This window comes from Bacillus sp. 196mf (assembly GCF_003217275.1).
In the GTDB taxonomy this organism is placed as follows: Bacteria; Bacillota; Bacilli; order Bacillales; family Bacillaceae_G; genus Bacillus_A; species Bacillus_A thuringiensis_S.
The window spans coordinates 68750-92508 of sequence record NZ_QJTG01000011.1 but is presented as its reverse complement, the minus strand read 5'-3'; the positions used below and the strand labels follow the sequence as shown (position 1 = coordinate 92508).

Here is a 23759-nt window from a genome sequence, read left to right as displayed (position 1 = left end):
TTTATTGCTGAGTATAGTATATAACAAAAACACTATATAAAAAAGCCTAATTGTAAAAACAATTAGGCTTTTTTTAAGAACTTTTTTCTTGTACATCATTAATGAGTACTTCTCTCGGTTTACTACCTTCATATGGACCTACTACACCATTCATTTCCATTGCATCAATTAGACGAGCAGCTCGCGTATAACCTACTCTAAACCTACGTTGTAGCATAGAAACAGATGCTGTTTGCATTTCCACTACAAGTTGAACCGCTTCATCATATAATTCATCTTCTACTTCCTGCTTCGTATCAGGAACATCTTGCGGAATCATATCTTCTTGATATTGTGCTTTTTGCTGTCCAATAACATATTCTACAACTCTCTCAACTTCATCATCTGATAAAAATGCACCTTGTACACGTACAGGTTTCGATGCACCAATTGGTATAAACAGCATGTCGCCACGACCTAGTAGCTTTTCTGCACCACCACCGTCAAGAATTGTACGAGAATCTGTTTGAGAAGATACAGCGAATGCAATACGTGATGGAATATTTGCTTTAATAACACCCGTAATAACGTCAACTGACGGACGTTGCGTTGCAATAATTAAATGAATACCAGCAGCACGAGCCATTTGCGCTAGACGCATAATCGCATCCTCTACATCAGACGAAGCAACCATCATTAAATCTGCTAACTCGTCCACAATTACTACAATATACGGTAATTCGGGTTGTTTCGCTTCTGATTGACTATTATGTTCTTTTATATAATCATTGTATCCTTCAATGTTACGTGTACCACTATGAGCAAATAATTCATAACGACGTTCCATCTCACTCACAACTTTTTTCAATGCTTGCGATGCTTTTTTCGGATCAGTTACAACTGGCGTTAACAAATGAGGCACACCGTTATATACATTTAACTCTACCATTTTCGGGTCAATCATCATTAATTTTACTTCATGCGGTTTTGCACGCATTAAAATACTAACAATAATACCATTAATACATACACTTTTCCCGCTACCTGTCGCACCAGCTACGAGTAAATGGGGCATTTTATTTAAACGGGCTAATACTGCTTCACCTGTAATATCTCGGCCAAGACCAATTAACAACTTCTCTTCCGGATGATTATTAGCCTTAGAATCAAGAACTTCCCTCAGCGTTACCATCGAAACTTCTGAGTTCGGAACTTCGATCCCTACAGCTGATTTCCCGGGAATTGGCGCCTCAATACGAATGTCCTTTGCAGCTAAAGCAAGGGCTAAATCATCACTTAAACTGACAATTTTGCTTACCTTTACCCCCATATCAGGATACACTTCATATTTTGTAACTGCAGGACCTCTATGCACTTTGGTTACTTTCGCTTTCACTCCGAAACTTTGGAATGTACGTTCTAATTTACGAGCATTCTCATAAATTTCCGCGTTTTCATTTGTAACTTGCTTATTCTTTGGAAATTTTAATATATCAAGTGAAGGAAGCTTGTAATCTTTATTTTCTACATTTGAAAATTGCATAGGAGGTGCTTGCGCTTCACTCTCTAACGATTCAACAATTTTTTCTCCACGCTTTTTCTTTGATTCTTCAATTGGTGGAGTCTCTTCAATAAACGGTGAAGTGATCAAATCTTCTTGCTCTACTTCAATTCGTTTACCCTCTTCTTCATTTACAGGATAATTCTCAGTGAAATTTGAAATAATTGGCGGATCAATTTGGATTTCTTCCATCGGCTCAATAACTTCTTCTTGTTCTGCAGCACGTTTGCTTCTTGTACTTCTTGTTGTTTTTTTCTTTTCTGTTTGTTCAGCCGTTCTTTTGGATCTCCAATCTTTATAATCCCCTTGTATCACTTGAAATTGACTTCTAAGAATTCTACCAACTGGAGCTAACACTTCTCCAATATGTTTATTTGTTATACAGAGTACCCCGAGAATAACTAAAATAATTCCAATGATATAGGCTCCTACTTCGTCGAATAGGAAGTAACATGTCGCGAACATAAGCGCACCAAACATACCACCACCTAAATGAACGCTATCTGGCCCTTTTTTCATTTCAAGAAAGAAGTTATCTTTCGTACTCACAATAACAGAAGTATTTTGCACTGCTCCATCTTTTGTAAGAAGGTTAAATAATGTAATATGACTAAACATTAATATTGCCAATACAATTAAATAAAATCCAATTAACCGTTTATTTAAAAGGTTCGGCCATCCGCGTTTTATAACAAAGGAAACCGATAAAGCTATTACACCTAACACACCAATTATGTACCACTCACCAAAGAAGAAGCGAAAAAATAACACAAACGATTTCCCTACAACGCCTAGCTGTAAAATCGTAATGATCGAAAGTGCAAAAAGAGTTAAACCGACGATTTCATAATACAAAGTTGGCTTTATCGTACGTCTTGCCTTTGCCTTCGTCCCTCTTTGCTTTTGTTTTGCCATTTCTTCACCTCGTGTTCTACATATAAGTAAAGCTCTCCTAAAAACGCTCTATTTATATGTCTGTTTTCTCTATTTTTCAGGTCTTTATATCTTCTATTTTTACACTTCTTGTAAAATGCTAAATAAACAGAAGAAAGCAGCCTACTCATGGCTGCTCAACCGTCTTGTTTTTTATATTATACCATAGCTTCTAAACAAAATCCTTCTTTTTGCTAAAAGGTTATTTTCTGACCTGGCTCAAACTCTAAATAGTGAAGTGGGTCCGTACTTAGCACACGTACAATAGAATAACACCCATGTTCCTCTTCAGAAACCATTAATTCCACACCATTTATATTTACAACTTTTTGACTTTCACATTGTGAATAATCGGCCGGATACACAAGTTGCTCTGGCATAATTGTATATAAAATCATTGTAACATTGTCCCTTCTGCACTACCTTCCGCGCGAACATCGATTAATTCGTTTAATTTTCGAATTGCATTTCCAATACCACCAACATCATCTATAAGACCGTACTTTACTGCATCCCCACCAATTACATTCGTCCCAATATCTCGCGTTAAATTTCCTTTCGCAAACATAAGCTCTTTAAAACGATCTTCTGTTACTTTCGAGTGCTTCGTCACAAAACGAATGACTCTTTCTTGCATCTTATCCAAATACTCAAATGTTTGTGGCACACCTATGACAAGACCTGTTAAACGAATCGGATGAATTGTCATCGTCGCAGTTTCCGCAATAAACGAATAGTCAGTAGAAACAGCAATCGGTACACCAATGGAATGTCCCCCACCTAAAACTAAAGATACTGTTGGCTTTGAAAGTGAAGCTACCATTTCAGAAATTGCTAGTCCAGCTTCAACGTCACCTCCAACCGTATTTAATATTAACAGCAAACCTTCAATTTTTGGATTTTGTTCAATCGCAACAATTTGCGGAATGATATGCTCGTATTTTGTTGTTTTATTTTGCGGCGGTAATTGAACATGACCTTCCACTTGTCCGATAATCGTTAAACAATGAATACGTGATTCATTCATCTGTGGTACATTTGTCTGTCCAAGCTGTTGAATTTTTTCTACTATCGAAGCCTCTTTTCCAGCTTCTTTTGGCTCAGCTTCTTTTTCTTCATTTGTATATCGATCACGTTCTGTCATTTCGCATCCCCTTTCACTCGTATATAACTATTATTTCTTAAGTTATAAATTTCATTCGATAGGGTTAAAAAGAAAAAAAGATCACCCATAAGGGTGATCTTTTTTATACTTCCATAATAATCGGTAAAATCATAGGTTTTCTCTTTGTCTCTTCGTACAAGAACTGTCCTAATAATTCACGAATATTTTGTTTTAACATTGACCATTCAATCGAATATTCTTTAATTGACTGCTCAACAATCATACGTACAATCTCTGTAGATCGTTCAATTAACGCTTCTGATTCACGAACATATACGAAACCACGTGAAATGATTTCTGGACCAGAGATAATTTTCTTTTCATCTTTACCAAGTGTTACAACAACTACTAATATTCCATCTTGAGATAACATCTTTCTATCTCGAAGAACGATATTACCAACGTCACCTACACCTAATCCATCAATTAAAACATTACCAGCTTGTACTTTACCGACTAAGTTCGCTTCATCGTCACCAAAAGCAATTACATCACCTTTTTCTACGATAAAGATATTTTCTCTTGTAATACCTACATCTTCAGCTAAATACGCATGTGCTTTTTGCATACGAAACTCACCATGTACGGGTACAAAGTACTTCGGTTTCATTAAATTTAACATTAATTTTAATTCTTCTTGGCTACCGTGACCTGAAACGTGAACTTTTCTTTCGCCGTAATAAACAACTTCAGCTCCAGCTCTAAATAACAAATCAATAATTTTTGATACAGATATTTCATTACCCGGAATTGGCGAAGCAGCAATGATAACAGTATCACCTTTACGAATTGAAATTTGTTTATGTGCTTGTTTTGCCATTCTAGATAGAGCAGCCATCGGTTCACCTTGACTACCTGTCGTTAAAATAGCTACCTTTTTCTCTGGGAAGTTGTCTACTTCTTGTAATGAAATAACCATACCTTCTGGAACATCTAAATAACCAAGACGTCTTGCAATGTCTACTACTTTCACCATACTACGTCCTACTACCGCTACTTTTCGCCCTGTTTCGGCAGCTGCATCAAATACTTGTTGAATACGATGTACATTCGATGCAAATGAAGCAACGATAATACGACCTTCTGCACCGTAGAACACTTTAGAAATTTCTACACCAACTTCTTTTTCTGAACCTGTATACCCTGGACGCTCTGCATTTGTACTATCAGATAATAGGCAAAGTACACCTTCATTTCCGATTTGCGCCATTTTCCCAAGATCTGCTCCACTATTTCCAATTGGAGTTTGATCGAATTTAAAGTCTCCCGTATATACGATTGCACCTTTTGATGTATGGAAACAAACGCCAACAGAATCCGGAATACTATGTGTCGTTCCGAAGAATGACACTGTTGTAGTGTTAAACTCTACTGTTGAATTTGAATCGATTGTTTTTAGGTCTACACGGCCTAACATGCCCGCTTCACCAAGTTTTTCTTGTATAAGTCCTACTGTTAATTTCGTTGCATAGACTGGAATAGATAATTTACGAAGCACATACACAATTCCACCAATATGATCTTCATGACCGTGAGTAATAAATAAACCTTTTACTCGCTCTTGATTTTCCACTAAATATGTAATATCAGGAATAACGATATCAATTCCAAACATTTCATCTCCCGGGAACATTAACCCCGCATCTACGATAAAGATTTCAGAATCAATTTCAACACAGTACATGTTTTTCCCGATTTCACCTACTCCACCAAGAGCAAATACTTTAACAGACTCATTCTCTTTTCTCTTCATGTTGTTGCCTGGTTTAAAAATCTTGCAAACACTGATTTCACTAAAATTGCAGAGACACCAGGGGAAACTCTACAACCACCATATTTTCACCGTCCAAGACGAATGTCCTTACCGTTATGCGATATCATGTCCTTGTTTATTTTTTAAACCAGGTTTCACCTCTCTTTCATTATATAAATCAAATATCTTATTCGATATGATATGAAAATTTAATTAAATTATAATTTTTCCCAATTTTGCTAAGCATACCCGTACTAAGCTACTTAGCCATATTATACCTGATACAAGAAATAGAACACAAGTTAAATCGTGCGAAAGAAAGAGGAAAAGAACGGAATGACAACAAAAGTATCGAACGTATTTCCTTTATATTTACTCCGATTTTATACTCCATATTATTTTGAAGAACTAGCCATACATACGCTAAATTCATTTCATAATAGGGAGTTTCAAGATTTATTTTTCTAGAATCCAACAAAAACACTTACAAAATGGAGTTTTTTTATGAATTACGTCACATTTGAGGGGATTTCTCTAAAAACAGACACCGTAGTTTATTACGTTTATGCCATAATATCTATCATTTTTTGACTCAGTTAAAGGGGTACGATTATTTTCTTATACACATAATGAAGAAGCGATTAATATTCTTATAAGAACACATATAAGTAAGAAAAAGAGGAAAAGATTTGCATATAATAAAAAATGACCTAGTCCTACACTAGGTCATTTTTTATTAACGAGGGATAGATTGCATTACAGATTGTAACGTTACTCTTTCTTCTTCTGTTAATGGAAGAAGTGGTAAACGTACAGAACCTACATCTAATCCAACCATTTGTAACGCTGTTTTTACTGGAGTTGGACTTGGCGCCATAAATAATGAATCAGTTACTCTTACAAGTAATTGATGTAATTTTTGTGCCTTCTTAAATTCTCCTGCTTGAAATGCTGTAATCATTTCTTGCATTTCGTTTCCGATAACATGAGAGGCTACCGAAACGATACCTTTCGCTCCAACTGCCATAGCCGGTAACGTTAAACCGTCATCACCGCTGTATACCGCAAAGTCGTCCGCTGTTTTTTCAATGATTTCTGTCATTGTCAACACATCGCCGCCGGCATCTTTAATAGCAACAATGTTTTCTATTTCTGATAAACGAACAACTGTATCAACGGAGATTTGTACAATAGATCGTCCTGGAACGTTATATAGCATAACCGGAAGCGGCGTACTTTCAGCAATTGCTTTAAAATGCTGATACATTCCTTCTTGACTCGGCTTATTATAATACGGTGCTACTAGCATTACTGCATCCACACCAACTTCTGTTGCCTTTTTAGTTAAGTCAATAGAAGCATGCGTATTATTGCTACCTGTTCCAGCGATTACGGGCACTCTTTTATCGACAACAGATACGACATGGCGATATAACGCTACCTTCTCTTCTGAAGTTAATGTAGGAGATTCTCCTGTCGTTCCTCCTACCACGATTGCTGTTGTACCGTTATCAATTAAATAATTTACCAATTTCGTTGTCTTTGCAAAATCGATATTCCCGTTTATATCAAACGGTGTTACCATCGCGGTTGCAATTGTCCCAAAATCTATCATGGTCTCACTCCTTATTGTTCCAGTTGCTTTTCTTTTGAAAGCTCAAACGCACTATGTAATGCATTTACAGCCTCCACTAAATCAGTTTCTTTTACAAGAACCCAAATTGTTGTATGACTATCTGCCGATTGCAGGATTTGAATACCTTTTTCCGCTAAAGCTGTAACGATTTTCGCAGTAACCCCTGGGTATCCTGCCATTCCAGCTCCAACGATAGATACTTTCGCACAATGCTCTGTCACAATTGGCTCATATCCAAGGTTCTTTAATAATTTAACTGCATGACTTGATACATTATCACTCACCGTATATGCTACACCAGTAGGTGAAATATTAATTAAATCGACACTTATTCCTTCGTTCGCCATCTCTTTAAACACATGTTGTTGCAAATCATATGCCGTTTCTTTTGCAAGCACTTTAATTTGCGTTACGTTTGATACGTGGGCGATACCTGTAACAGGACGTTCTTCTACATCACGACCTCTTGTAGCACCGTCATATGCTGAAATAAGCGTACCTTCACTATCAGAATACGTAGAACGTACACGAAGTGGCACTTTTGCATGCATCGCAATTTCAACTGCACGTGGATGAACGACTTTCGCACCTTGATAAGCCATGTTACAAATTTCGTTATACGTTACAGTTTGAAGATGACGTGCATCTTTTACAATACGAGGATCCGCAGTCATAACACCTTCTACATCAGTGAATATATCGATGTATTCAGCATGAAGTGCAACACCTAATGCTGAAGCTGAAGTATCACTACCTCCGCGTCCAAGTGTTGTCGTATCACCTTTTTTCGTTTGCCCTTGGAATCCTGTAACGACGATTACATCTACATTTTCTAACTCTTCATGTATACGATCGCAATTCATTTCAATAATCTTTGCATTCGTAAAGTCATCATTCGTTACAAAACCAGCTTGTGCACCATTTAATGCTGCTGCTTTTATACCGTTCTCATTCAACATATTAGAGAAAACAATTGCAGAGATTAACTCTCCGCACGATAATAATAAATCTTGCTCACGTTTAGAAATAGTAGATTCCTCTTGATTTACAAGACTTAATAACGTATCCGTTGCATATGGTTCACCTTTACGACCCATAGCAGATACGACAGTAACTACTTTATAACCAGCAGCTAATGATTTCTTTATATGATGAAGCGCATGCTTACGTCCATTGTCATCACGTACTGATGTGCCACCAAATTTTTGAACAATTATTTTCATATTTTGCACCTTCTCTTAGCCGTTTACACTAATTGTAATTTTACTAAGCGCTCTGCAATTTGAACAGAATTCCATGCAGCGCCTTTTAATAAGTTATCAGATACGACCCAAAGATGGAATCCTTTATCGTTATTTAAATCTTTACGGATTCTTCCAACGAATACTTCGTTTTTACCTACTGCAGTAGCTGGCATTGGATATAACTGCTCTTCTGGATTATCTTGCAGAACAATACCTTCCGCATTTGCAAGTAAGCTCTTTAATTCTGCTACTGTTACGCCTTCTTTTTCTACTTCGATGTAAACAGACTCAGAGTGTCCTGATACAACTGGTAAACGTACACATGTTGCCGCTACTTCTAATTCAGGCATATGCATAATTTTTTTTGTTTCGTTAATCATTTTCATTTCTTCAAATGTAAATCCATTATCTTGGAACTTATCAATCTGTGGAATCGCATTAAAAGCAATTGGGAAATGCTTCTTATCACCTGATACAGGAAGAACATTTGCCTTAACTTCTTCGCCATTTAAGATTGCTTGTGATTGTTCATGAAGTTCTTCAATAGCTGCCGCACCAGCACCTGATACAGCTTGATATGTGGAAACGATTACTCGTTTTAAACCATATTGCTGACGAACTGGCTCAAGAGCTACTACCATTTGAATTGTAGAACAGTTTGGATTTGCAATAATACCATTATGTTCTTTTAAGTCGTTTTCATTTACTTCAGGTACAACAAGTGGCACGTTTTCTGTCATACGGAATGCACTTGTATTATCAACAACAATCGCACCGCGTTTTGCTGCTTCTGGCGCTAATTGTTTCGATACAGATCCACCAGCACTAAATAGTGCGATATCTACTCCTTCAAAGCTTTCAGGAGTTGCCTCTTGAACTGTAAATTCTTCGCCTTTAAATACAAGTTTCTTACCTGCAGATCGTTTAGATGAAAGTAACGTTAATTTCCCGATTGGAAATTCTCGTTTCTCTAAAGTATTTAACATTTGTTCACCAACTGCGCCGGTTGCTCCAACTACAGCGACATGAAAAGTTTTTTGCTTTTCCATCACTATGCCCCTTTCTAGATACCAATCCTTCTATAACTTAGAATCAGAAGGAGTATACAATACCCCTTCTAATCTTAATAACGTTAATTTTATCATATTCTACAGTAAGAATGATGGTTTCATCAAAAATTGTCCGTTTTTTTTCGTTTTTTAATTCATATATCTGAATTTTTCTACGACCACCGGTTGCAATTGCTTTCCTTGCAGCGCTTCTAATACTGTATCTTCCAGTAACTCCATACGAGCTACCATTGAGTTCGGTTTTTTCTCTGGCGCATCTTGACCGAATGGGACGAAATAGATATTTTTTGTGGCCATTAGGCGCATGAGATTTACCCCATTTAATCCTAAAGCATCATTCGTCGAAACTGCCAATACGACAGGCTTGCCATTTCTTAGCGTCGCTTTTGCTGCCATTAGTACTGGAGAATCTGTCATTGCATTTGCAAATTTACTCATAGAATTTCCTGTTAAAGGAGCGATTACCATGCAGTCTAATGGAATTTTAGGTCCAAGTGGCTCTGCTCCAACAATTGAATTAATTGCTTTAAAACCTGTTATTTCTTCAATTTTCTTAATCCACTCTGCTCCTTCTCCAAATCTAGTATTTGTTGATTGAACAGTGTATGAAACAACGGGACGTACTTCTGCCCCTTCAGCAATTAATTTTTCTAAGTGCGGCATAACTTCCTCATACGTACAATGTGAACCCGTAAATCCGAAACCAATTCGTTTCCCCTTCAAACTCATTTCTTTTCCTCCTCCTTTGCAATTGCATCTGCTGCTAATAACTGAGAAAGAACATTTGCTAAAATTTGCCCAGCCGTTTTGGGAGCAACAATACCTGGTAATCCAGGTGCTAGCAACGCTTTGACTCCTCTTTTTTCCGCATATCTAAAGTCAGTACCGCCTGGTTTAGAGGCTAAATCAATCACTAACGTATGAGCTGGCATTTTTGCAATAACATTCGCTGTTACAACGAGGTGCGGAATTGTATTGATTACAATATCGATATTTCCTACTTCTTTCTCTATGTCTTGCATATGAAAAGGAGAAAACACCATTTCTGTAATACGTGCAATATGTTCAGATCGTCTTGCTCCAACTTTGACATGGGCTCCTAATGATTGAAATGCTCTCGCAACACTCATTCCTGTTCTACCAAATCCTAGAACCATTACATTGGACCCATGAATTGTATAGTCGGTATGTTGAATTACCATCATTAATGTACCTTCTACAGTTGGAATAGAATTGTATATTGCCACATCATCACGATCAAATAATTTAACAAGTTTTCGGTTCGTAGTAGATACGAGATTTTCCAAGTAAGGTGTACCAATACCCGAATATATAGTAAAGTGTTCTGGTGTATTTTCAATTTGTTCTTTCGTTATTGAAACTTTTTCATTTGAAAAAATAGTATCTACTTCTCCTTTAGCATTTGTACCTGCAACCGGCAAAATAATTGCGTCTACAGAAGTGAAATCTAAATTTTGTATACTTTCTTTTGCTGCCCCTGTGAAACCATGATCTAACTGATCAAACCCTATCAAAGAAAGTTTCGCATCCAATTCAACTAGCTTACGAATTACTTCTAGCTGCCTTGCATCTCCTCCTATGACAGCAATATGCATCTCAGTCAACATTCCCTAATTCACCTTCTTTTTCTGTCATTTATAAGAAAAGTGCCTACTTTTTCTTTTTCCTCCACATCATATGTAATGTACGAGTTTATGGTGATTGAAAATCCAAATGCACATATGATTTATCAGGTTTCTATGTAGATACAAAAAAAGATGACCAAAATGGCCATCCTTCACTCCGAATTTGAACGATCTATACTATCACAAAGAAGCATATCATGTCCGACTTTCTTTATTTGATTCCATGCCACCCTTACTTCTTGTGGTTCCTTTTTAAAACCTCCCCACTTCCCTACAGGTATTATAAGTGTTTGTATTCGTCCGTCTTTCTCATTAATCTCTAAATCCATATAACCTAAGACTCCCATTTTTTCCGCTTTTTCTATATCTACAACCTCTTTACCACTTAATTCACTTAATCGCATACATACTCCACTCCCTACTGAATTTTTCATTTGCATTGTCTATAATTAGTACCTATTCTATATGTATAAAAAAAATAACCTTCTCTCATTTAAAAAGAGAGAAGGTTATTATCAGATACATCATAAAAATCGATTATAGTTTTATTCCTTTTGGAAGTTTTCCGTCTGGACTAATAAGTGCCGCAGAGAATTCATCAGTAAACATGTTGCGAATTAATCCGTCCACATTTTCTTTTGTTACAGTGTTTACACTTTCAATAATCTCATCAAGTGAACGATGTTTACGAAGAAGCAATTCATTTTTACCGTTACGACTCATACGGCTATTTGTACTTTCTAAACTTAACATTAAGTTTCCTTTTAATTGCTCTTTACTATTCATAAGCTCTTTTTCTGTAATACCTGTATTTTTCAATGTCTCTAATGTTTCTTGCATTGTTTCATACAGTGTATCTAATTGTTGGCTACCTGTTCCACCGTAAAGTGTTAACATACCTGTATCTTCATAAGAAGAGTGGTAAGAAAATACCGAGTAAGCTAATCCACGTTGCTCACGTACTTCTTGGAATAAACGGCTACTCATGCTACCGCCTAAAACATTATTTAATACAATTAAGTTATAAATATCTTCGTGTCCCATTTGTAAGCCTTTATATCCTAGACATAAATGAGCTTGTTCCGTTTCCTTTTTACGGGCTACCTTATTGAAATGGAAAATTGGGCTATGTACTTGTTCACGGTTTGTTGTTCCTTCATAACTACCGAAATATTGCTCCACTGTTTGTAAAAATGCTTCATCAATATTTCCTGCAACTGATACAACTACATTTTCAGGTGTGTAATGATCTTTTATATATTGACGTAACGTATCACCTGTAAACGTATTAAGCGTTTCTTCTGTTCCTAAAATAGGATATCCAAGTGGATGCGTTTCATATGTTGCTTTCGTTAACATATCATGCACAATATCATCTGGCGCATCTTCGTACATTTTAATTTCTTCACATACGACATTCTTCTCTTTTTTCAGTTCTTCCTCATCAAATGTTGAATTAAAGAACATATCTGCTAAAACATCTAAAGCATATTTAGCATGCTCATCTAATACTTTTGCATAGTAACAAGTATATTCTTTTGAAGTAAATGCATTCACTTGACCACCAATGCTATCAAATGATTCTGCAATCTCTCGTGCACTACGTGTTTCTGTCCCTTTAAAGAACATATGCTCTAAAAAGTGAGAAATCCCATTATTTTTTTCATTTTCATTTCTTGATCCCGCATGGATCCAAATACCAATTGCAACCGATCTTACAGTTGGTATATTCTCCATAACTATTCTTACACCATTTTTACAAGTATATTTTTTAATCAAAAACTTTCCTCCTACTGCCAGTTTCTCTAAATAAAACGCTATTATTTAATGATAACAAGTTTAAGGATGAATGTCATGCAAATGTATTTAATCCACACGTTTTTCATCCAGTAATTCAGTTATATTCCCCACTTTATATCCTTGTTCCTTCAATTTTATAATCATTGTTTCTAAAGCCTCTTCTGTAGACGAAGTAGGATGCATTAATATGATAGCACCTGGATGTATTTTTCTCATTACTCTCTGCAATAGTACATCCGGCTCAGGTCGCTTCCAATCAATCGTATCTACAGTCCACATAATCGTTCCCATTTGAAAATCATCTGCAATCTTTACGACTTCATCTCGAAAGCTTCCACTCGGCGGGGCAAACCATCTTACTTTTTGATTCGTTGCTACTTCTATCATTCGATTTGTTTTTTGTAACTGATCTCGTATTTCATCTGACGATAACGTTTTCATATTAGGGTGTGTGTATGAGTGATTTCCAACTTCTTGTTTTGCATCGACAATCATTTTTGCAAACCGCAAATTTTCTTTCACCCAACGTCCTTCTAAAAAGAAAGTGGCCTTCACATCATGCTTTTTCAAGATTTCTAATATGCGAGGCAAATACTCATTTCCCCATGCCACATTTATTGTTAATCCTACCATCTTTTTATTTGGATGCCCTCTATAAATTGGAGCTGGTGATAAATCTTCCAAATGAACACTCGGTGAGACTTCTTTGAATTCAAGATATTTTTGATCAAATTCCTTTAGCTTCTTCATATTATTATACGATGCTTCAATATCCACTTGTCTTCCATTATATCCAGGTGTTGCCTTCCATATTTTATCAATCATCGCATTTTGAGGTGCAATCTCATACTGTTTTGCATGCTTTTGAATTTCTTCATGCAAGTTATCTTGTGCAAAAACAGAATAAGAGCCTAAACTGACATATAAAGAAAATATACATATGTATGCCAATATACGAACTTTCATATAAACCCTCCCAAATTAACTATATAAAAACATTTTCTTCTTATCTTTGTTAATTTGAGCGTTATAATGAAAACTATACCTATACCGACATAAAAATATATGAACATCATGTTTTTTACATAACAAAAAAAGCCAGTTTAACTGGCTTTTACTTATTGCTGCTCTTGTTTGTTTTCTTCTTTAGCAGCTTCTTTTTCTTGCTCTTCTTTTAGCAATACTTTTCTAGATAGATTTACGCGACCTTGCTTGTCAATCTCGATAACTTTAACTGTAATTACATCACCGATTTTCACAACGTCTTCTACTTTACCTACACGCTCAAGTGCAAGTTCAGAAATATGAACTAATCCATCTTTACCGCTGAATAATTCAACGAAAGCACCAAATTTCTCAACACGTTTCACTTTTCCTTCGTAGATCTCACCTACTTGTACTTCGCGAACGATATCTTCGATAATCTTCTTAGCTTTGTCGTTCATTTCTTGATTTATTGATGAAATGAATACTGTACCATCTTGCTCGATGTCAATTTTAACGCCAGTTTCTTCAATAATTTTATTGATTTGTTTACCGCTTGGTCCAATAACGTCACGGATTTTATCTGGGTTGATTGTCATTGTAATAATCTTTGGAGCGTAAGCTGATAATTCAGTACGTGGCTCTGCAATAACAGATAACATATGATTTAGAATGTGCACACGACCAATTTTCGCTTGTTGTAATGCCTCTTCTAAAATCTCACGTGATAAACCATCGATTTTAATGTCCATTTGCAGCGCAGTTACACCTTGTGCTGTACCTGCTACTTTAAAGTCCATATCACCTAAATGATCTTCCATACCTTGAATATCAGATAAAATTGTGTAATGCTCACCAGATTTAACCAGACCCATTGCAATACCTGCAACTGGAGCTTTAAGTGGAACACCCGCATCCATCATTGCTAAAGTACTACCACAAATACTTGCTTGTGAAGTAGAACCATTTGATTCTAATACTTCAGATACAAGGCGTACTGTGTATGGGAAATCTTTTTCAGATGGAATTACAGGCTCAAGTGCGCGCTCTCCTAGTGCACCGTGACCAATTTCACGACGACCTGGTCCACGCATCGGTCTTGTTTCACCAACACTAAATGATGGGAAATTGTAATGGTGCATAAAGCGTTTTGATTCTTCTACACCAAGACCATCTAAAATTTGCACATCGCCTAATGCACCTAATGTACAAATACTTAATGCTTGTGTTTGTCCACGTGTGAATAAACCAGAACCGTGTGTACGAGATAAAATACCAACCTCTGATGCTAAAGGACGGATTTCGTCACCTTTACGGCCATCTGGGCGAATTTTTTCAACTGTAATAAGACGACGTACTTCTTCTTTTACAATTTTATATAAAATCTCATTTACTTGTCCTAATGTATCAGCGTCAGCTTCCACAGCTTCGTAATGCTCGATTACACGCTTTTTCACTTCGTTAATTGCATCTTCACGTGCATGTTTCTCATGTACTTGAATTGCAGAATGCATATCCTTCTCAGCCATTTCACGTACAGCTTGATTAAGATCAGCGTCAACTTCATAAAGTTTCACTTCTGATTTCTCTTTACCTACAGCTTGTACAATCTCTTCTTGGAATGCAATTAAACGTTTAATTTCATCATGACCAAACATAATTGCTTCTAACATTGTTTCTTCAGGCACTTGATCTGCTCCTGCTTCAACCATGTTAATCGCATCTTTCGTACCAGCTACAACTAAGTGGATATCACTTTGTTCTTGCTGTTCTACTGTTGGATTAATAACGAATTCGCCATTAATACGACCAACTGTCGCACCAGCGATTGGACCTTCAAATGGAATATCTGAAATCGATAACGCTAATGAAGAACCAAGCATAGCTGCCATTTCAGAAGAACAATCCTGATCAACACTCATTACAATGCTGACAACTTGTACTTCGTTACGGAAACCATCTGCGAATAGCGGACGAATTGGACGGTCGATTAAACGACTTGCCAAAATTGCTTTTTCACTTGGACGACCTTCACGCTTAATAAAACCGCCAGGAATTTTTCCGACTGCATATAAACGCTCTTCATAGTTTACTGTAAGTGGGAAAAAATCTACATTTTTAGCTTCTTTTGATGCAGTTGCTGTAGATAGAACCGCTGTATCGCCATATCTTACTAATACTGCTCCGTTCGCTTGTTTGGCAAGCTGACCAGTTTCAACTGTTAGCTGGCGACCAGCTAAATCTATCGAGAAGACTTGCTTTTCTTGACTCATTTAAGTACCCCTCTCAATTTAAAGTATTCAATTCTTCTATGTAAATGGATAGTATATCACAATATTCTACCTCTAGTATTGCCTAAAATTAAGTAAGCTATAAAGCGTAGAAGATATATTTTTACCTAACAAAAAAGCGGGAATATTCCCGCTTCTTTGACTATCGACGTAAGCCAAGCTTTGTGATTAATTCACGGTAACGTGTGATATCGCTATTACGAAGGTAAGTTAGTAAATTACGACGTTTACCAACCATCTTTAATAGACCACGACGTGAATGATGATCTTTCTTGTGAGTACGTAAGTGCTCGTTTAGAGTGTTAATTTGCTCCGTTAGGACAGCAATTTGAACCTCTGGAGAACCAGTATCAGTCTCATGAGTTCTAAATTGTGCAATGATTTCATTTTTACGCTCTTGTGTTAAAGCCATCCTATTTCACCTCCTATTAATTAAACCCCCAATTACCTAGCAAGCGTCGGTGAGTCGCAATGCCAAGCAATGGTTGTCATAAAGTACATAACATAGAATACTACTTTTCATTTGAAAAAGCAAGTATATTCTTTTCGCTCGCAAAATATTCTTGTGCTGTTTTCTTATCTTTTGCGATTTGTTCAACTAACTCATCAATGCCATTGAATTTCTTCTCTTCTCTTATACGCATATGCCACTCTACTGTAACATTTTGATCGTATATATCTTTGTTAAATTCAAATAAGTGCACTTCAATTGATAATTGGCGCCCATCTTCTTTAAAAGTCGGTTTATATCCAATATTACATACACCATCGTACCATTCATCGTGAACTTTTAATCTCACTGCATAAACACCTACAGGTGGCAATAAATACTCATCACTTAAACCTACATTAGCTGTTGGAAAACCAATTTGACGCCCACGTTTGTCGCCGTGTATAACTGTTCCCGCTACAGTATAGGCTCTACCTAAAATAGATGGAATTTGTTCCATTTCGCCATTTCGAATTAACTTTCGTAATGCTGTAGAACTTACTTTCTCTTCTTGAAATTCAACTTTTTCAATCACAGTTTGTGTAAACTCCCCTCTTGCATGAAATGGTAAAGTCTCCATCTTTCCTTTTCCTAAACGTCCATATGAATAATCAAACCCTGCTACTACATGCTTTACATTTAAACCAATAATATAATCATCTACAAATTGTTGTGGTAATAACCCTGCAAATGATTCATCAAATTTAATCACATATAATATATCGATTCCTAAGCTTTCGACTATTTTTTCTTTATCACGCATTGGTGTAATATACTCCACATGCGCATCCTTTTTCCCTAAAACAACAGATGGATGAGGATGAAATGTCATAACTGCACTTTTATATCCTCGGTCGTCCGCTATTTTTTTCGCAGTTCGAATTACACATTGATGTCCTAAATGAATGCCATCAAAAAATCCTAATGCCATTACAGTAGGTGGTAATTCTAATTTATTTTGTTCATGTGGATGAGTTAAATGAATAAGTTTCACGCTTGAATTCACCTTTTTCTGTAATAATCCTTCCAATAATTCATTATAGCTTTAGTTCTTGATTATTCACAAGTACTTTCATCGGCTTTAACATGCCAGGATGTTTCGGATGATGTTCATAAATTGCTAAGCAACGATCATTTTTATCAAACACTGTAATAAATGGTGCTGTTATTTCTAATTCATTCTTTAAGAACATACCATTCTTGATTTTCTCTGCTTGCTTTTCATCTACAACCATTTTTGGAAACTTACTTAATGCTTCATCAATTGAAATGAAGATAGACTCTACTGTTCCATTTTGCACGTTTTCTTCAATTTCTTCAAATGATATGCAATCTTCTAATAAAAATTCACCAGATGCCGTTCTTACAAGGTGAGACATATGTGATGGGAAACCAAGTTTCTCCCCGATCATTACCGCTAACGTTCTTACATATGTTCCTTTACTACACGTTACACGGAAACGGAATGAAATATTTTCTCCTTCAAAAACTTCACGGTCATCAAGTAATACGAATTCATGAATCGTAATTGTACGAACTGGACGTTCCACCTCTTGTCCTGCTCTTGCATATTCATATAATTTTTTCCCGTTTACTTTTACAGCTGAGAACATTGGTGGCATTTGTTCAATCGTGCCTGTTAATTCCGCTAGTATCTCTTCTACTTCTTTACGTGTAATAACACGGTTTACATCTTGTTTCTCCACAACTTCACCAGAAGCATCTTCTGTTGTTGTTGAAAACCCTAATGTTACTTCACCTTCATATGTTTTCGTTTCACTTGTTAAAAATTGTGCAATCTTCGTTGCTCTCCCCACACAAAGTGGTAATACTCCCGTTACATCTGGGTCTAATGTTCCCGTATGACCAATTCTCTTTTCTCGCAATATCTTTCTTAATTTAAATACACAATCATGTGATGTCATGCCTTTTGGCTTATGTAATAATACTACACCTTCCATATATGTTCACCTCATCATAATTCTTTCGTAGTAAATATCCAAAACTTATTTTGCATTGAAAAAATGGATAGACAAATGTCTATCCATTATTCTTCACGTTTACCGTCTTTATTAATTTCATGTAAAAGTGTATCAATTCGATGACCATATCCGATAGACTCATCAAACTCAAAGGTAATTTCCGGTGTTTTACGAAGACGAATACGTTGGCCAATTTCTGAACGAATAAAGCCTTTTGCCTTCGCTAAACCTTTTAACGTATTTTCTTTCTGTTCTTCGTCACCTAAAACAGAAATATATACTTTGGCAATTTGCAAATCACCACTCACTTGTACATCTGTTACTGTAACAAATCCGATACGTGGGTCTTTAATTTTACGACTAATGATGTCGCCTAATTCTTTTTTCATTTGCTCGCCTACACGGTTTGCACGTAATTTCATAACTCTTCACCTCATTCAATACCATTCCAATTGTGTTATCGTACGTTCAATTTCAGGAAATGAATCGATGTACTCCAGTACACGATTCATTTCTTTTTCACAGATAACACGATTTGAGGATACGGAAACAATCGCAATTTCTGTACGTTGCCATACATCTTGATGCCCAACTTCAGAAACAGCTACATTATAGCGCTGTTTCACACGAGTTAGCACTCGTTGCAAAATTGCCCGTTTCTCTTTTAAAGAATGCACATCGTAAATCATACACTCGAATGAGAGTGAAGCGACAATCATCGCTTCACTTCTTCCATAACGTATGCTTCAATGATGTCCCCTTCTTTAAGGTCATTATATCTCTCAATTGTAATACCACACTCATAGTTTTGTGCAACTTCTTTTACGTCGTCTTTGAAACGTTTTAACGTATCAAGTTGTCCTTCAAAAATTACGATACCATCGCGGATAATACGAACGCCACTATCGCGTGTAATTTTACCGTCAATTACGTAACAACCTGCGATTGTTCCAACTTTTGTTACCTTGAATGTTTGACGAACTTCCGCTTGACCGATTACTTTTTCTTCGAATTCTGGATCCAGCATACCTTGCATTGCTAATTCAATTTCTTCGATTACTTTGTAGATAATGCGGTGTAAGCGAACATCAACGTTCTCTAATTCAGCTGTACGCTTCGCGTTCACATCCGGACGTACGTTAAATCCAATTACAATTGCATTAGATGCAGAAGCTAAAATGATATCAGATTCTGTAATCGCACCTACACCAGTGTGAATGATTTTAACTTTTACGCCTTCAACATCAATTTTACGAAGTGACGCTGCCATCGCTTCAACAGAACCTTGTACGTCTGCTTTTACGATTAAGTTGATTTCTTTTACATCGCTCTCTTGGATTTGTTGGAATAAATCTTCAAGGCTTAATTTAGATTTCTCACCACGTTGTGCAACTAACGCTTCTTGTGCACGTGATTCACCGATTTGACGAGCTTTCTTCTCATCAGCGAATGCCATGAAACGATCTCCAGCCTGTGGTACTTCATTTAAACCTGTAATTTCAACAGGAGTTGATGGACCAGCAACTTTTACACGACGACCAATATCACTTACCATTGCACGAACACGTCCGAATGAAGTTCCAACAACGATTGGATCTCCAACTCGAAGTGTACCGTTTTGAACTAATAATGTCGCGATAGTTCCTTTACCTTTATCAAGCTGTGCTTCAATTACAGTACCCGTTGCATAACGATTTGGGTTTGCTTTATATTCTTCTACTTCACTTACAAGAAGAATCATCTCTAGCAAGTTGTCAATTCCCTCGCCTTGGATTGCAGAAATTGGTACGAAAATTGTATCTCCGCCCCAAGCTTCTGGAACTAATTCATATTCTGTTAATTCTTGCATTACACGATCAGGATTCGCCGCTGGTTTATCCATTTTATTCACAGCAACAATAATTGGTACTCCAGCTGCTTTTGCATGGCTAATCGCTTCAACTGTTTGAGGCATAACACCGTCATCAGCTGCAACAACAAGGATTGTAATATCAGTTACTTGCGCACCACGAGCACGCATCGTTGTAAATGCCGCGTGACCAGGCGTATCTAAGAATGTAATTTTCTTATCATTTACTTCAACTTGGTATGCACCAATATGCTGAGTAATTCCACCCGCTTCGCCAGCAGTTACTTTTGAATTACGAATTGAGTCAAGTAATGTTGTTTTACCATGGTCAACGTGTCCCATAATCGTAACAACAGCTGGACGCTCTTTTAAGTTTTCTTCATCATCTTGCTCATCAATGAATGTTTCAAACTCAGTTTCACTTACAACTACTTCTTCTTCTACTTCAATACCGTAATCAGTAGCAATTAACTCAATTGTATCTTTATCCAGGTCTTGGTTAATTGTTGCCATAATTCCAAGCATGAAGAGCTTTTTAATAATTTCAGATGGCTCTTTACTTAACTTTTTAGCAAGTTCACCTACTGTAAGGCTTCCAGAGAAAGTAATTTTATCTGGTGTTTCTACTATTTGCGTTTGTTGTCTTCCAGCAAAGTTATCTTGACGTTTGTCTTCATTTCCTTTGCCTTTTTTCTTTTTCTTATTGCTGTTCTTTTTACTGCGAACAACTTTCTCTTCTACTTCAAACTCATCTGCAACAGAAGGTTTTTCCGCTCCAGTGTTATATTCATTATCTAATTTATTTACTACTTCATCTTCTAACATTGTCATATGATTCGAAACCTCGATATTCATCTCTTTAAGTTTTGTCATAAGATCTTTACTTGAGATATTATTTTTTTTTGCATATTCATGTACTCGAATTTTACTCATACCTTCACCCCCGGTAATTTGTATCGAGCATGCTACGTAGCTTTTTCGCAAAGCCTTCATCTAACACAGCTACAACGACTCGCTCGTCTCTCCCAATCGCATGCCCTAATTGTTGTCGATTTTCGACTTTTTTCATTGGTACGTTGTAGTACGTCGTTTTATCCGTGATACGTTTAGTAGTGTTCGCTGACGCATCTTCAGAAAGCAATACGAGCTTTGCTTTACCACTTCGTACTTCTTTTAAAACGAGTTCTTCACCCGAAATGATTTTTCGAGCGCGATTTGCTAGTCCTAAAAACGATTTCCAATCGGACACTTATTTCGACTCCTTCTCAACAAGCTCAAGAAGCTCTTCGTACAGAGAACTGTCGATTTTCGCTTTTAGATGATGTTCCAAAATGTTTTTCTTTTGGGCTTGCATAATGCATTCTTTATCTTTTGACAAATATGCACCTCGTCCTGATTTTTTTCCAGATAAATCAATAGACACTTCGCCCTCTTTGGAACGAACAATGCGAACGAGCTCTCGTTTTGATTTCATCTCTTGCGTCGCGATACATTTTCGTAACGGAACTTTTCGATTGCTCATACTCATCACCTCTATTCGATTTCGTCTTCAACTGAATCGAATCCGAATGCGATTACGCTATCTTCTTCTGTTACAATTCCAAGTTGTTTCGCATCAGACTCACTTTTAATATCAATTTTCCAGCCTGTTAATTTAGCTGCAAGACGCGCATTTTGTCCACGCTTACCGATAGCTAATGATAGCTGGTGGTCTGGAACAACAACAGTTGTTGCTTTTTCATCTTCATCTACAAGTACTTTAACAACTTGTGATGGGCTTAAAGCATTTGCAACATATTCAACTGGATCATTTGACCAGCGAACGATGTCAATCTTTTCACCTTTTAGTTCATCTACAACACGTTGTACACGTTGTCCTTTCGGTCCTACGCAAGAACCAACTGGATCAACATCAATGTTTTCTGCATGCACAGAGATTTTAGAACGATCTCCTGCTTCGCGCGCTACAGAGCGAATTTCTACAGTTCCATCATAAATTTCTGGAACTTCCATTTCGAATAAACGTTTTAAAAGACCAGGATGTGTACGTGATACGTAAATTTGTGGTCCTTTTGTTGTCTTTTCTACTTTTGTAATAAATACGCGAATACGATCATGTGGCTTATATTGCTCATTTGGCATTTGCTCACTTACAGGTAATAAAGCTTCTACTTTACCTAAGCTTACGTAGATGAAACGAGCATCTTGGCGTTGTACAATACCAACCATAATGTCTTCTTCACGATCACTAAATTCTGAGTAAATAACACCACGTTCTGCTTCACGAACTCGTTGTGTTACAACTTGTTTTGCAGTTTGCGCTGCAATACGACCAAAATCTTTTGGCGTTACTTCAATTTCTAGTACGTCGCCATCTTGGTAGTTTGGATTAATTTGTCTTGCCTCTTCTACAGAGATTTCAAGACGTGGATCAAACACATTATCAACAACGTCCTTACGTGCTAAAACTTGAATTGTTCCCACTTCTGGGTTAAAGCTCACACGAACGTTTTGTGCTTGGTTAAAATTGCGTTTATAAGCAGAGATTAACGCTGCTTCAATCGCATCAATAATAATATCTTTACTAATACCTTTTTCTGACTCTAATACGAGCAAAGCATCTAACAACTCAGTGCTCATGAAGATCCCCCTTCTTACTAAAACGTAACAGCAAGTCGCGCATTTGCAACTTTATCCATTGGAATTTGGATTTCTTTTTTACGTGTTTTAATTGTTAATAGTAGTGTAATTGTAGTACCGTCGTAGGAAAGTAACTTTCCTTCAAACATCTTTTCGCCATCAATCGGCTCATATGTTTTAATTGCCACTTGTTTTCCTACCGCTTGCTGGAAGTCTTTCTCTTTCTTTAATGGGCGTTCTGCTCCAGGAGATGATACATCCAAAAAGTAAAGGTGAGGAATTGGATCCTCTTTATCTAAAGCTTCGCTTAAACGTTCACTTACCGCACCGCATTCTTCAATGTCGACTCCCTTTTCAGAATCGATGAATACGCGTAAGAACCAGTCTTGTCCTTCTTTCACATACTCTACATCTACAAGTTCAAGATTTAACTCTTCAACGATTGGCTGCGCAAATGCTTCTACAACTTCTGTGACTTTCTTATCCATAAACAGCCTCCTTCCTGCCGCCATGTACCATTTACAAGAAAAGATCCCGTTCATAAAGACGGTCTATCTTATTCTTTCTCGTTAGCTAACAAAAGCCCCTGCCGTTAAGCAGGGAATATCTGTCTTAGTATTACCAAATTTAAGAAGTAAAACTTGTAACAAAATATGTATATACGACAGAAATGTCTTTACTATCTACATGAATAAAATGTAGATAGTAACACGAAAGAGTGGGTTTCCCCACTCTC

At 36.8% G+C, this 23759-nt stretch carries 23 protein-coding genes; all 23 read right to left on the bottom strand.

All coding sequences use genetic code 11. The features are described 5' to 3' along the window. Positions 1–73: 73 nt before the first annotated feature. Positions 74–2455 (bottom strand): DNA translocase FtsK, encoded by a 2382-nt coding sequence (locus tag ATL10_RS16825; RefSeq protein ID WP_090977222.1) that lies wholly within the window; start codon positions 2453–2455, stop codon positions 74–76. A gap of 212 nt (positions 2456–2667) precedes the next feature. Then, complete coding sequence (locus tag ATL10_RS16820) at positions 2668–2871, bottom strand: YlzJ-like family protein (protein ID WP_000605020.1); 204 nt, start codon at positions 2869–2871, stop codon at positions 2668–2670. Next, complete coding sequence (gene tepA, locus ATL10_RS16815; protein WP_000139807.1) at positions 2868–3617, bottom strand: translocation-enhancing protein TepA; 750 nt, start codon at positions 3615–3617, stop codon at positions 2868–2870. The genes ATL10_RS16820 and tepA overlap by 4 nt, the downstream gene beginning before the upstream one ends. A 103-nt stretch (positions 3618–3720) precedes the next feature. Beyond that, positions 3721–5391 (bottom strand): ribonuclease J, encoded by a 1671-nt coding sequence (locus ATL10_RS16810; RefSeq protein WP_000823089.1) that lies wholly within the window; start codon positions 5389–5391, stop codon positions 3721–3723. Positions 5392–6127: 736 nt separating this feature from the next. After that, the gene (gene dapA / locus ATL10_RS16805; RefSeq protein ID WP_000564763.1) at positions 6128–7006 is read right to left on the bottom strand and encodes a 4-hydroxy-tetrahydrodipicolinate synthase; all 879 of its coding nucleotides are present in this window, start codon (positions 7004–7006) and stop codon (positions 6128–6130) included. Positions 7007–7017: 11 nt separating this feature from the next. Next, positions 7018–8250: an aspartate kinase gene (dapG, locus tag ATL10_RS16800; protein ID WP_000692450.1), complete on the bottom strand. Its 1233-nt coding sequence runs from the start codon at positions 8248–8250 to the stop codon at positions 7018–7020. 23 nt (positions 8251–8273) lie between these two features. Continuing rightward, positions 8274–9320 carry an aspartate-semialdehyde dehydrogenase gene (gene asd / locus ATL10_RS16795; RefSeq protein WP_000414846.1) on the bottom strand — a complete coding sequence of 349 codons (1047 nt, stop codon included), beginning with the start codon at positions 9318–9320 and terminating at the stop codon, positions 8274–8276. Between the two features lie 150 nt (positions 9321–9470). Beyond that, positions 9471–10070 carry a dipicolinate synthase subunit B gene (gene dpaB, locus ATL10_RS16790; RefSeq protein WP_000053596.1) on the bottom strand — a complete coding sequence of 200 codons (600 nt, stop codon included), beginning with the start codon at positions 10068–10070 and terminating at the stop codon, positions 9471–9473. Next, positions 10067–10969 carry a dipicolinic acid synthetase subunit A gene (gene dpaA, locus ATL10_RS16785; RefSeq protein ID WP_090977199.1) on the bottom strand — a complete coding sequence of 301 codons (903 nt, stop codon included), beginning with the start codon at positions 10967–10969 and terminating at the stop codon, positions 10067–10069. The genes dpaB and dpaA overlap by 4 nt, the downstream gene beginning before the upstream one ends. Before the next feature lie 170 nt (positions 10970–11139). Further along, the gene (locus ATL10_RS16780; protein WP_090977198.1) at positions 11140–11391 is read right to left on the bottom strand and encodes a YlmC/YmxH family sporulation protein; all 252 of its coding nucleotides are present in this window, start codon (positions 11389–11391) and stop codon (positions 11140–11142) included. A gap of 133 nt (positions 11392–11524) precedes the next feature. Continuing rightward, complete coding sequence (locus ATL10_RS16775; RefSeq protein ID WP_000593001.1) at positions 11525–12766, bottom strand: M16 family metallopeptidase; 1242 nt, start codon at positions 12764–12766, stop codon at positions 11525–11527. Between the two features lie 87 nt (positions 12767–12853). Further along, a complete protein-coding gene (locus ATL10_RS16770; protein ID WP_090977196.1) occupies positions 12854–13753 on the bottom strand; it encodes a polysaccharide deacetylase family protein in 900 nt (299 codons plus the stop codon). Positions 13754–13905: 152 nt separating this feature from the next. Continuing rightward, positions 13906–16044, bottom strand: coding sequence for a polyribonucleotide nucleotidyltransferase (pnp, locus tag ATL10_RS16765; RefSeq protein WP_097924678.1), 2139 nt, complete (start codon positions 16042–16044; stop codon positions 13906–13908). Between the two features lie 160 nt (positions 16045–16204). After that, positions 16205–16474 carry a 30S ribosomal protein S15 gene (gene rpsO / locus ATL10_RS16760; protein WP_001229392.1) on the bottom strand — a complete coding sequence of 90 codons (270 nt, stop codon included), beginning with the start codon at positions 16472–16474 and terminating at the stop codon, positions 16205–16207. 100 nt (positions 16475–16574) lie between these two features. Further along, positions 16575–17546: a bifunctional riboflavin kinase/FAD synthetase gene (ribF, locus tag ATL10_RS16755; protein ID WP_098507929.1), complete on the bottom strand. Its 972-nt coding sequence runs from the start codon at positions 17544–17546 to the stop codon at positions 16575–16577. Positions 17547–17589: 43 nt separating this feature from the next. After that, positions 17590–18513, bottom strand: coding sequence for a tRNA pseudouridine(55) synthase TruB (gene truB / locus ATL10_RS16750; RefSeq protein WP_110497168.1), 924 nt, complete (start codon positions 18511–18513; stop codon positions 17590–17592). 86 nt (positions 18514–18599) lie between these two features. Further along, complete coding sequence (gene rbfA, locus ATL10_RS16745) at positions 18600–18956, bottom strand: 30S ribosome-binding factor RbfA (protein WP_000776437.1); 357 nt, start codon at positions 18954–18956, stop codon at positions 18600–18602. Between the two features lie 15 nt (positions 18957–18971). Further along, positions 18972–19253: a DUF503 domain-containing protein gene (locus ATL10_RS16740; protein WP_000634349.1), complete on the bottom strand. Its 282-nt coding sequence runs from the start codon at positions 19251–19253 to the stop codon at positions 18972–18974. Then, complete coding sequence (gene infB, locus ATL10_RS16735) at positions 19250–21316, bottom strand: translation initiation factor IF-2 (protein ID WP_000036347.1); 2067 nt, start codon at positions 21314–21316, stop codon at positions 19250–19252. The genes ATL10_RS16740 and infB overlap by 4 nt, the downstream gene beginning before the upstream one ends. A gap of 4 nt (positions 21317–21320) precedes the next feature. Then, positions 21321–21632 carry a YlxQ family RNA-binding protein gene (locus ATL10_RS16730; RefSeq protein ID WP_001286522.1) on the bottom strand — a complete coding sequence of 104 codons (312 nt, stop codon included), beginning with the start codon at positions 21630–21632 and terminating at the stop codon, positions 21321–21323. Beyond that, the gene (gene rnpM, locus ATL10_RS16725; RefSeq protein WP_000071125.1) at positions 21633–21905 is read right to left on the bottom strand and encodes an RNase P modulator RnpM; all 273 of its coding nucleotides are present in this window, start codon (positions 21903–21905) and stop codon (positions 21633–21635) included. 11 nt (positions 21906–21916) lie between these two features. Continuing rightward, positions 21917–23023 (bottom strand): transcription termination factor NusA, encoded by a 1107-nt coding sequence (gene nusA / locus ATL10_RS16720; RefSeq protein WP_000102598.1) that lies wholly within the window; start codon positions 23021–23023, stop codon positions 21917–21919. 17 nt (positions 23024–23040) lie between these two features. Continuing rightward, positions 23041–23511 (bottom strand): ribosome maturation factor RimP, encoded by a 471-nt coding sequence (gene rimP / locus ATL10_RS16715; RefSeq protein WP_000359095.1) that lies wholly within the window; start codon positions 23509–23511, stop codon positions 23041–23043. Positions 23512–23759: the final 248 nt, after the last annotated feature.

What these genes read in the sequence shown, in the direction of transcription:
- ATL10_RS16825 (WP_090977222.1), bottom strand. Translation starts at nt 2,455, where the DNA reads ATGGCAAAACAAAAGCAAAGAGGGACGAAGGCAAAGGCAAGACGTACG.
- ATL10_RS16820 (WP_000605020.1), bottom strand. Translation starts at nt 2,871, where the DNA reads ATGATTTTATATACAATTATGCCAGAGCAACTTGTGTATCCGGCCGAT.
- tepA (WP_000139807.1), bottom strand. Translation starts at nt 3,617, where the DNA reads ATGACAGAACGTGATCGATATACAAATGAAGAAAAAGAAGCTGAGCCA.
- ATL10_RS16810 (WP_000823089.1), bottom strand. Translation starts at nt 5,391, where the DNA reads ATGAAGAGAAAAGAGAATGAGTCTGTTAAAGTATTTGCTCTTGGTGGA.
- dapA (WP_000564763.1), bottom strand. Translation starts at nt 7,006, where the DNA reads ATGATAGATTTTGGGACAATTGCAACCGCGATGGTAACACCGTTTGAT.
- dapG (WP_000692450.1), bottom strand. Translation starts at nt 8,250, where the DNA reads ATGAAAATAATTGTTCAAAAATTTGGTGGCACATCAGTACGTGATGAC.
- asd (WP_000414846.1), bottom strand. Translation starts at nt 9,320, where the DNA reads ATGGAAAAGCAAAAAACTTTTCATGTCGCTGTAGTTGGAGCAACCGGC.
- dpaB (WP_000053596.1), bottom strand. Translation starts at nt 10,070, where the DNA reads ATGAGTTTGAAGGGGAAACGAATTGGTTTCGGATTTACGGGTTCACAT.
- dpaA (WP_090977199.1), bottom strand. Translation starts at nt 10,969, where the DNA reads ATGTTGACTGAGATGCATATTGCTGTCATAGGAGGAGATGCAAGGCAG.
- ATL10_RS16780 (WP_090977198.1), bottom strand. Translation starts at nt 11,391, where the DNA reads ATGCGATTAAGTGAATTAAGTGGTAAAGAGGTTGTAGATATAGAAAAA.
- ATL10_RS16770 (WP_090977196.1), bottom strand. Translation starts at nt 13,753, where the DNA reads ATGAAAGTTCGTATATTGGCATACATATGTATATTTTCTTTATATGTC.
- pnp (WP_097924678.1), bottom strand. Translation starts at nt 16,044, where the DNA reads ATGAGTCAAGAAAAGCAAGTCTTCTCGATAGATTTAGCTGGTCGCCAG.
- rpsO (WP_001229392.1), bottom strand. Translation starts at nt 16,474, where the DNA reads ATGGCTTTAACACAAGAGCGTAAAAATGAAATCATTGCACAATTTAGA.
- truB (WP_110497168.1), bottom strand. Translation starts at nt 18,513, where the DNA reads ATGGAAGGTGTAGTATTATTACATAAGCCAAAAGGCATGACATCACAT.
- rbfA (WP_000776437.1), bottom strand. Translation starts at nt 18,956, where the DNA reads ATGAAATTACGTGCAAACCGTGTAGGCGAGCAAATGAAAAAAGAATTA.
- ATL10_RS16740 (WP_000634349.1), bottom strand. Translation starts at nt 19,253, where the DNA reads ATGATTGTCGCTTCACTCTCATTCGAGTGTATGATTTACGATGTGCAT.
- infB (WP_000036347.1), bottom strand. Translation starts at nt 21,316, where the DNA reads ATGAGTAAAATTCGAGTACATGAATATGCAAAAAAAAATAATATCTCA.
- rnpM (WP_000071125.1), bottom strand. Translation starts at nt 21,905, where the DNA reads ATGAGCAATCGAAAAGTTCCGTTACGAAAATGTATCGCGACGCAAGAG.
- nusA (WP_000102598.1), bottom strand. Translation starts at nt 23,023, where the DNA reads ATGAGCACTGAGTTGTTAGATGCTTTGCTCGTATTAGAGTCAGAAAAA.
- rimP (WP_000359095.1), bottom strand. Translation starts at nt 23,511, where the DNA reads ATGGATAAGAAAGTCACAGAAGTTGTAGAAGCATTTGCGCAGCCAATC.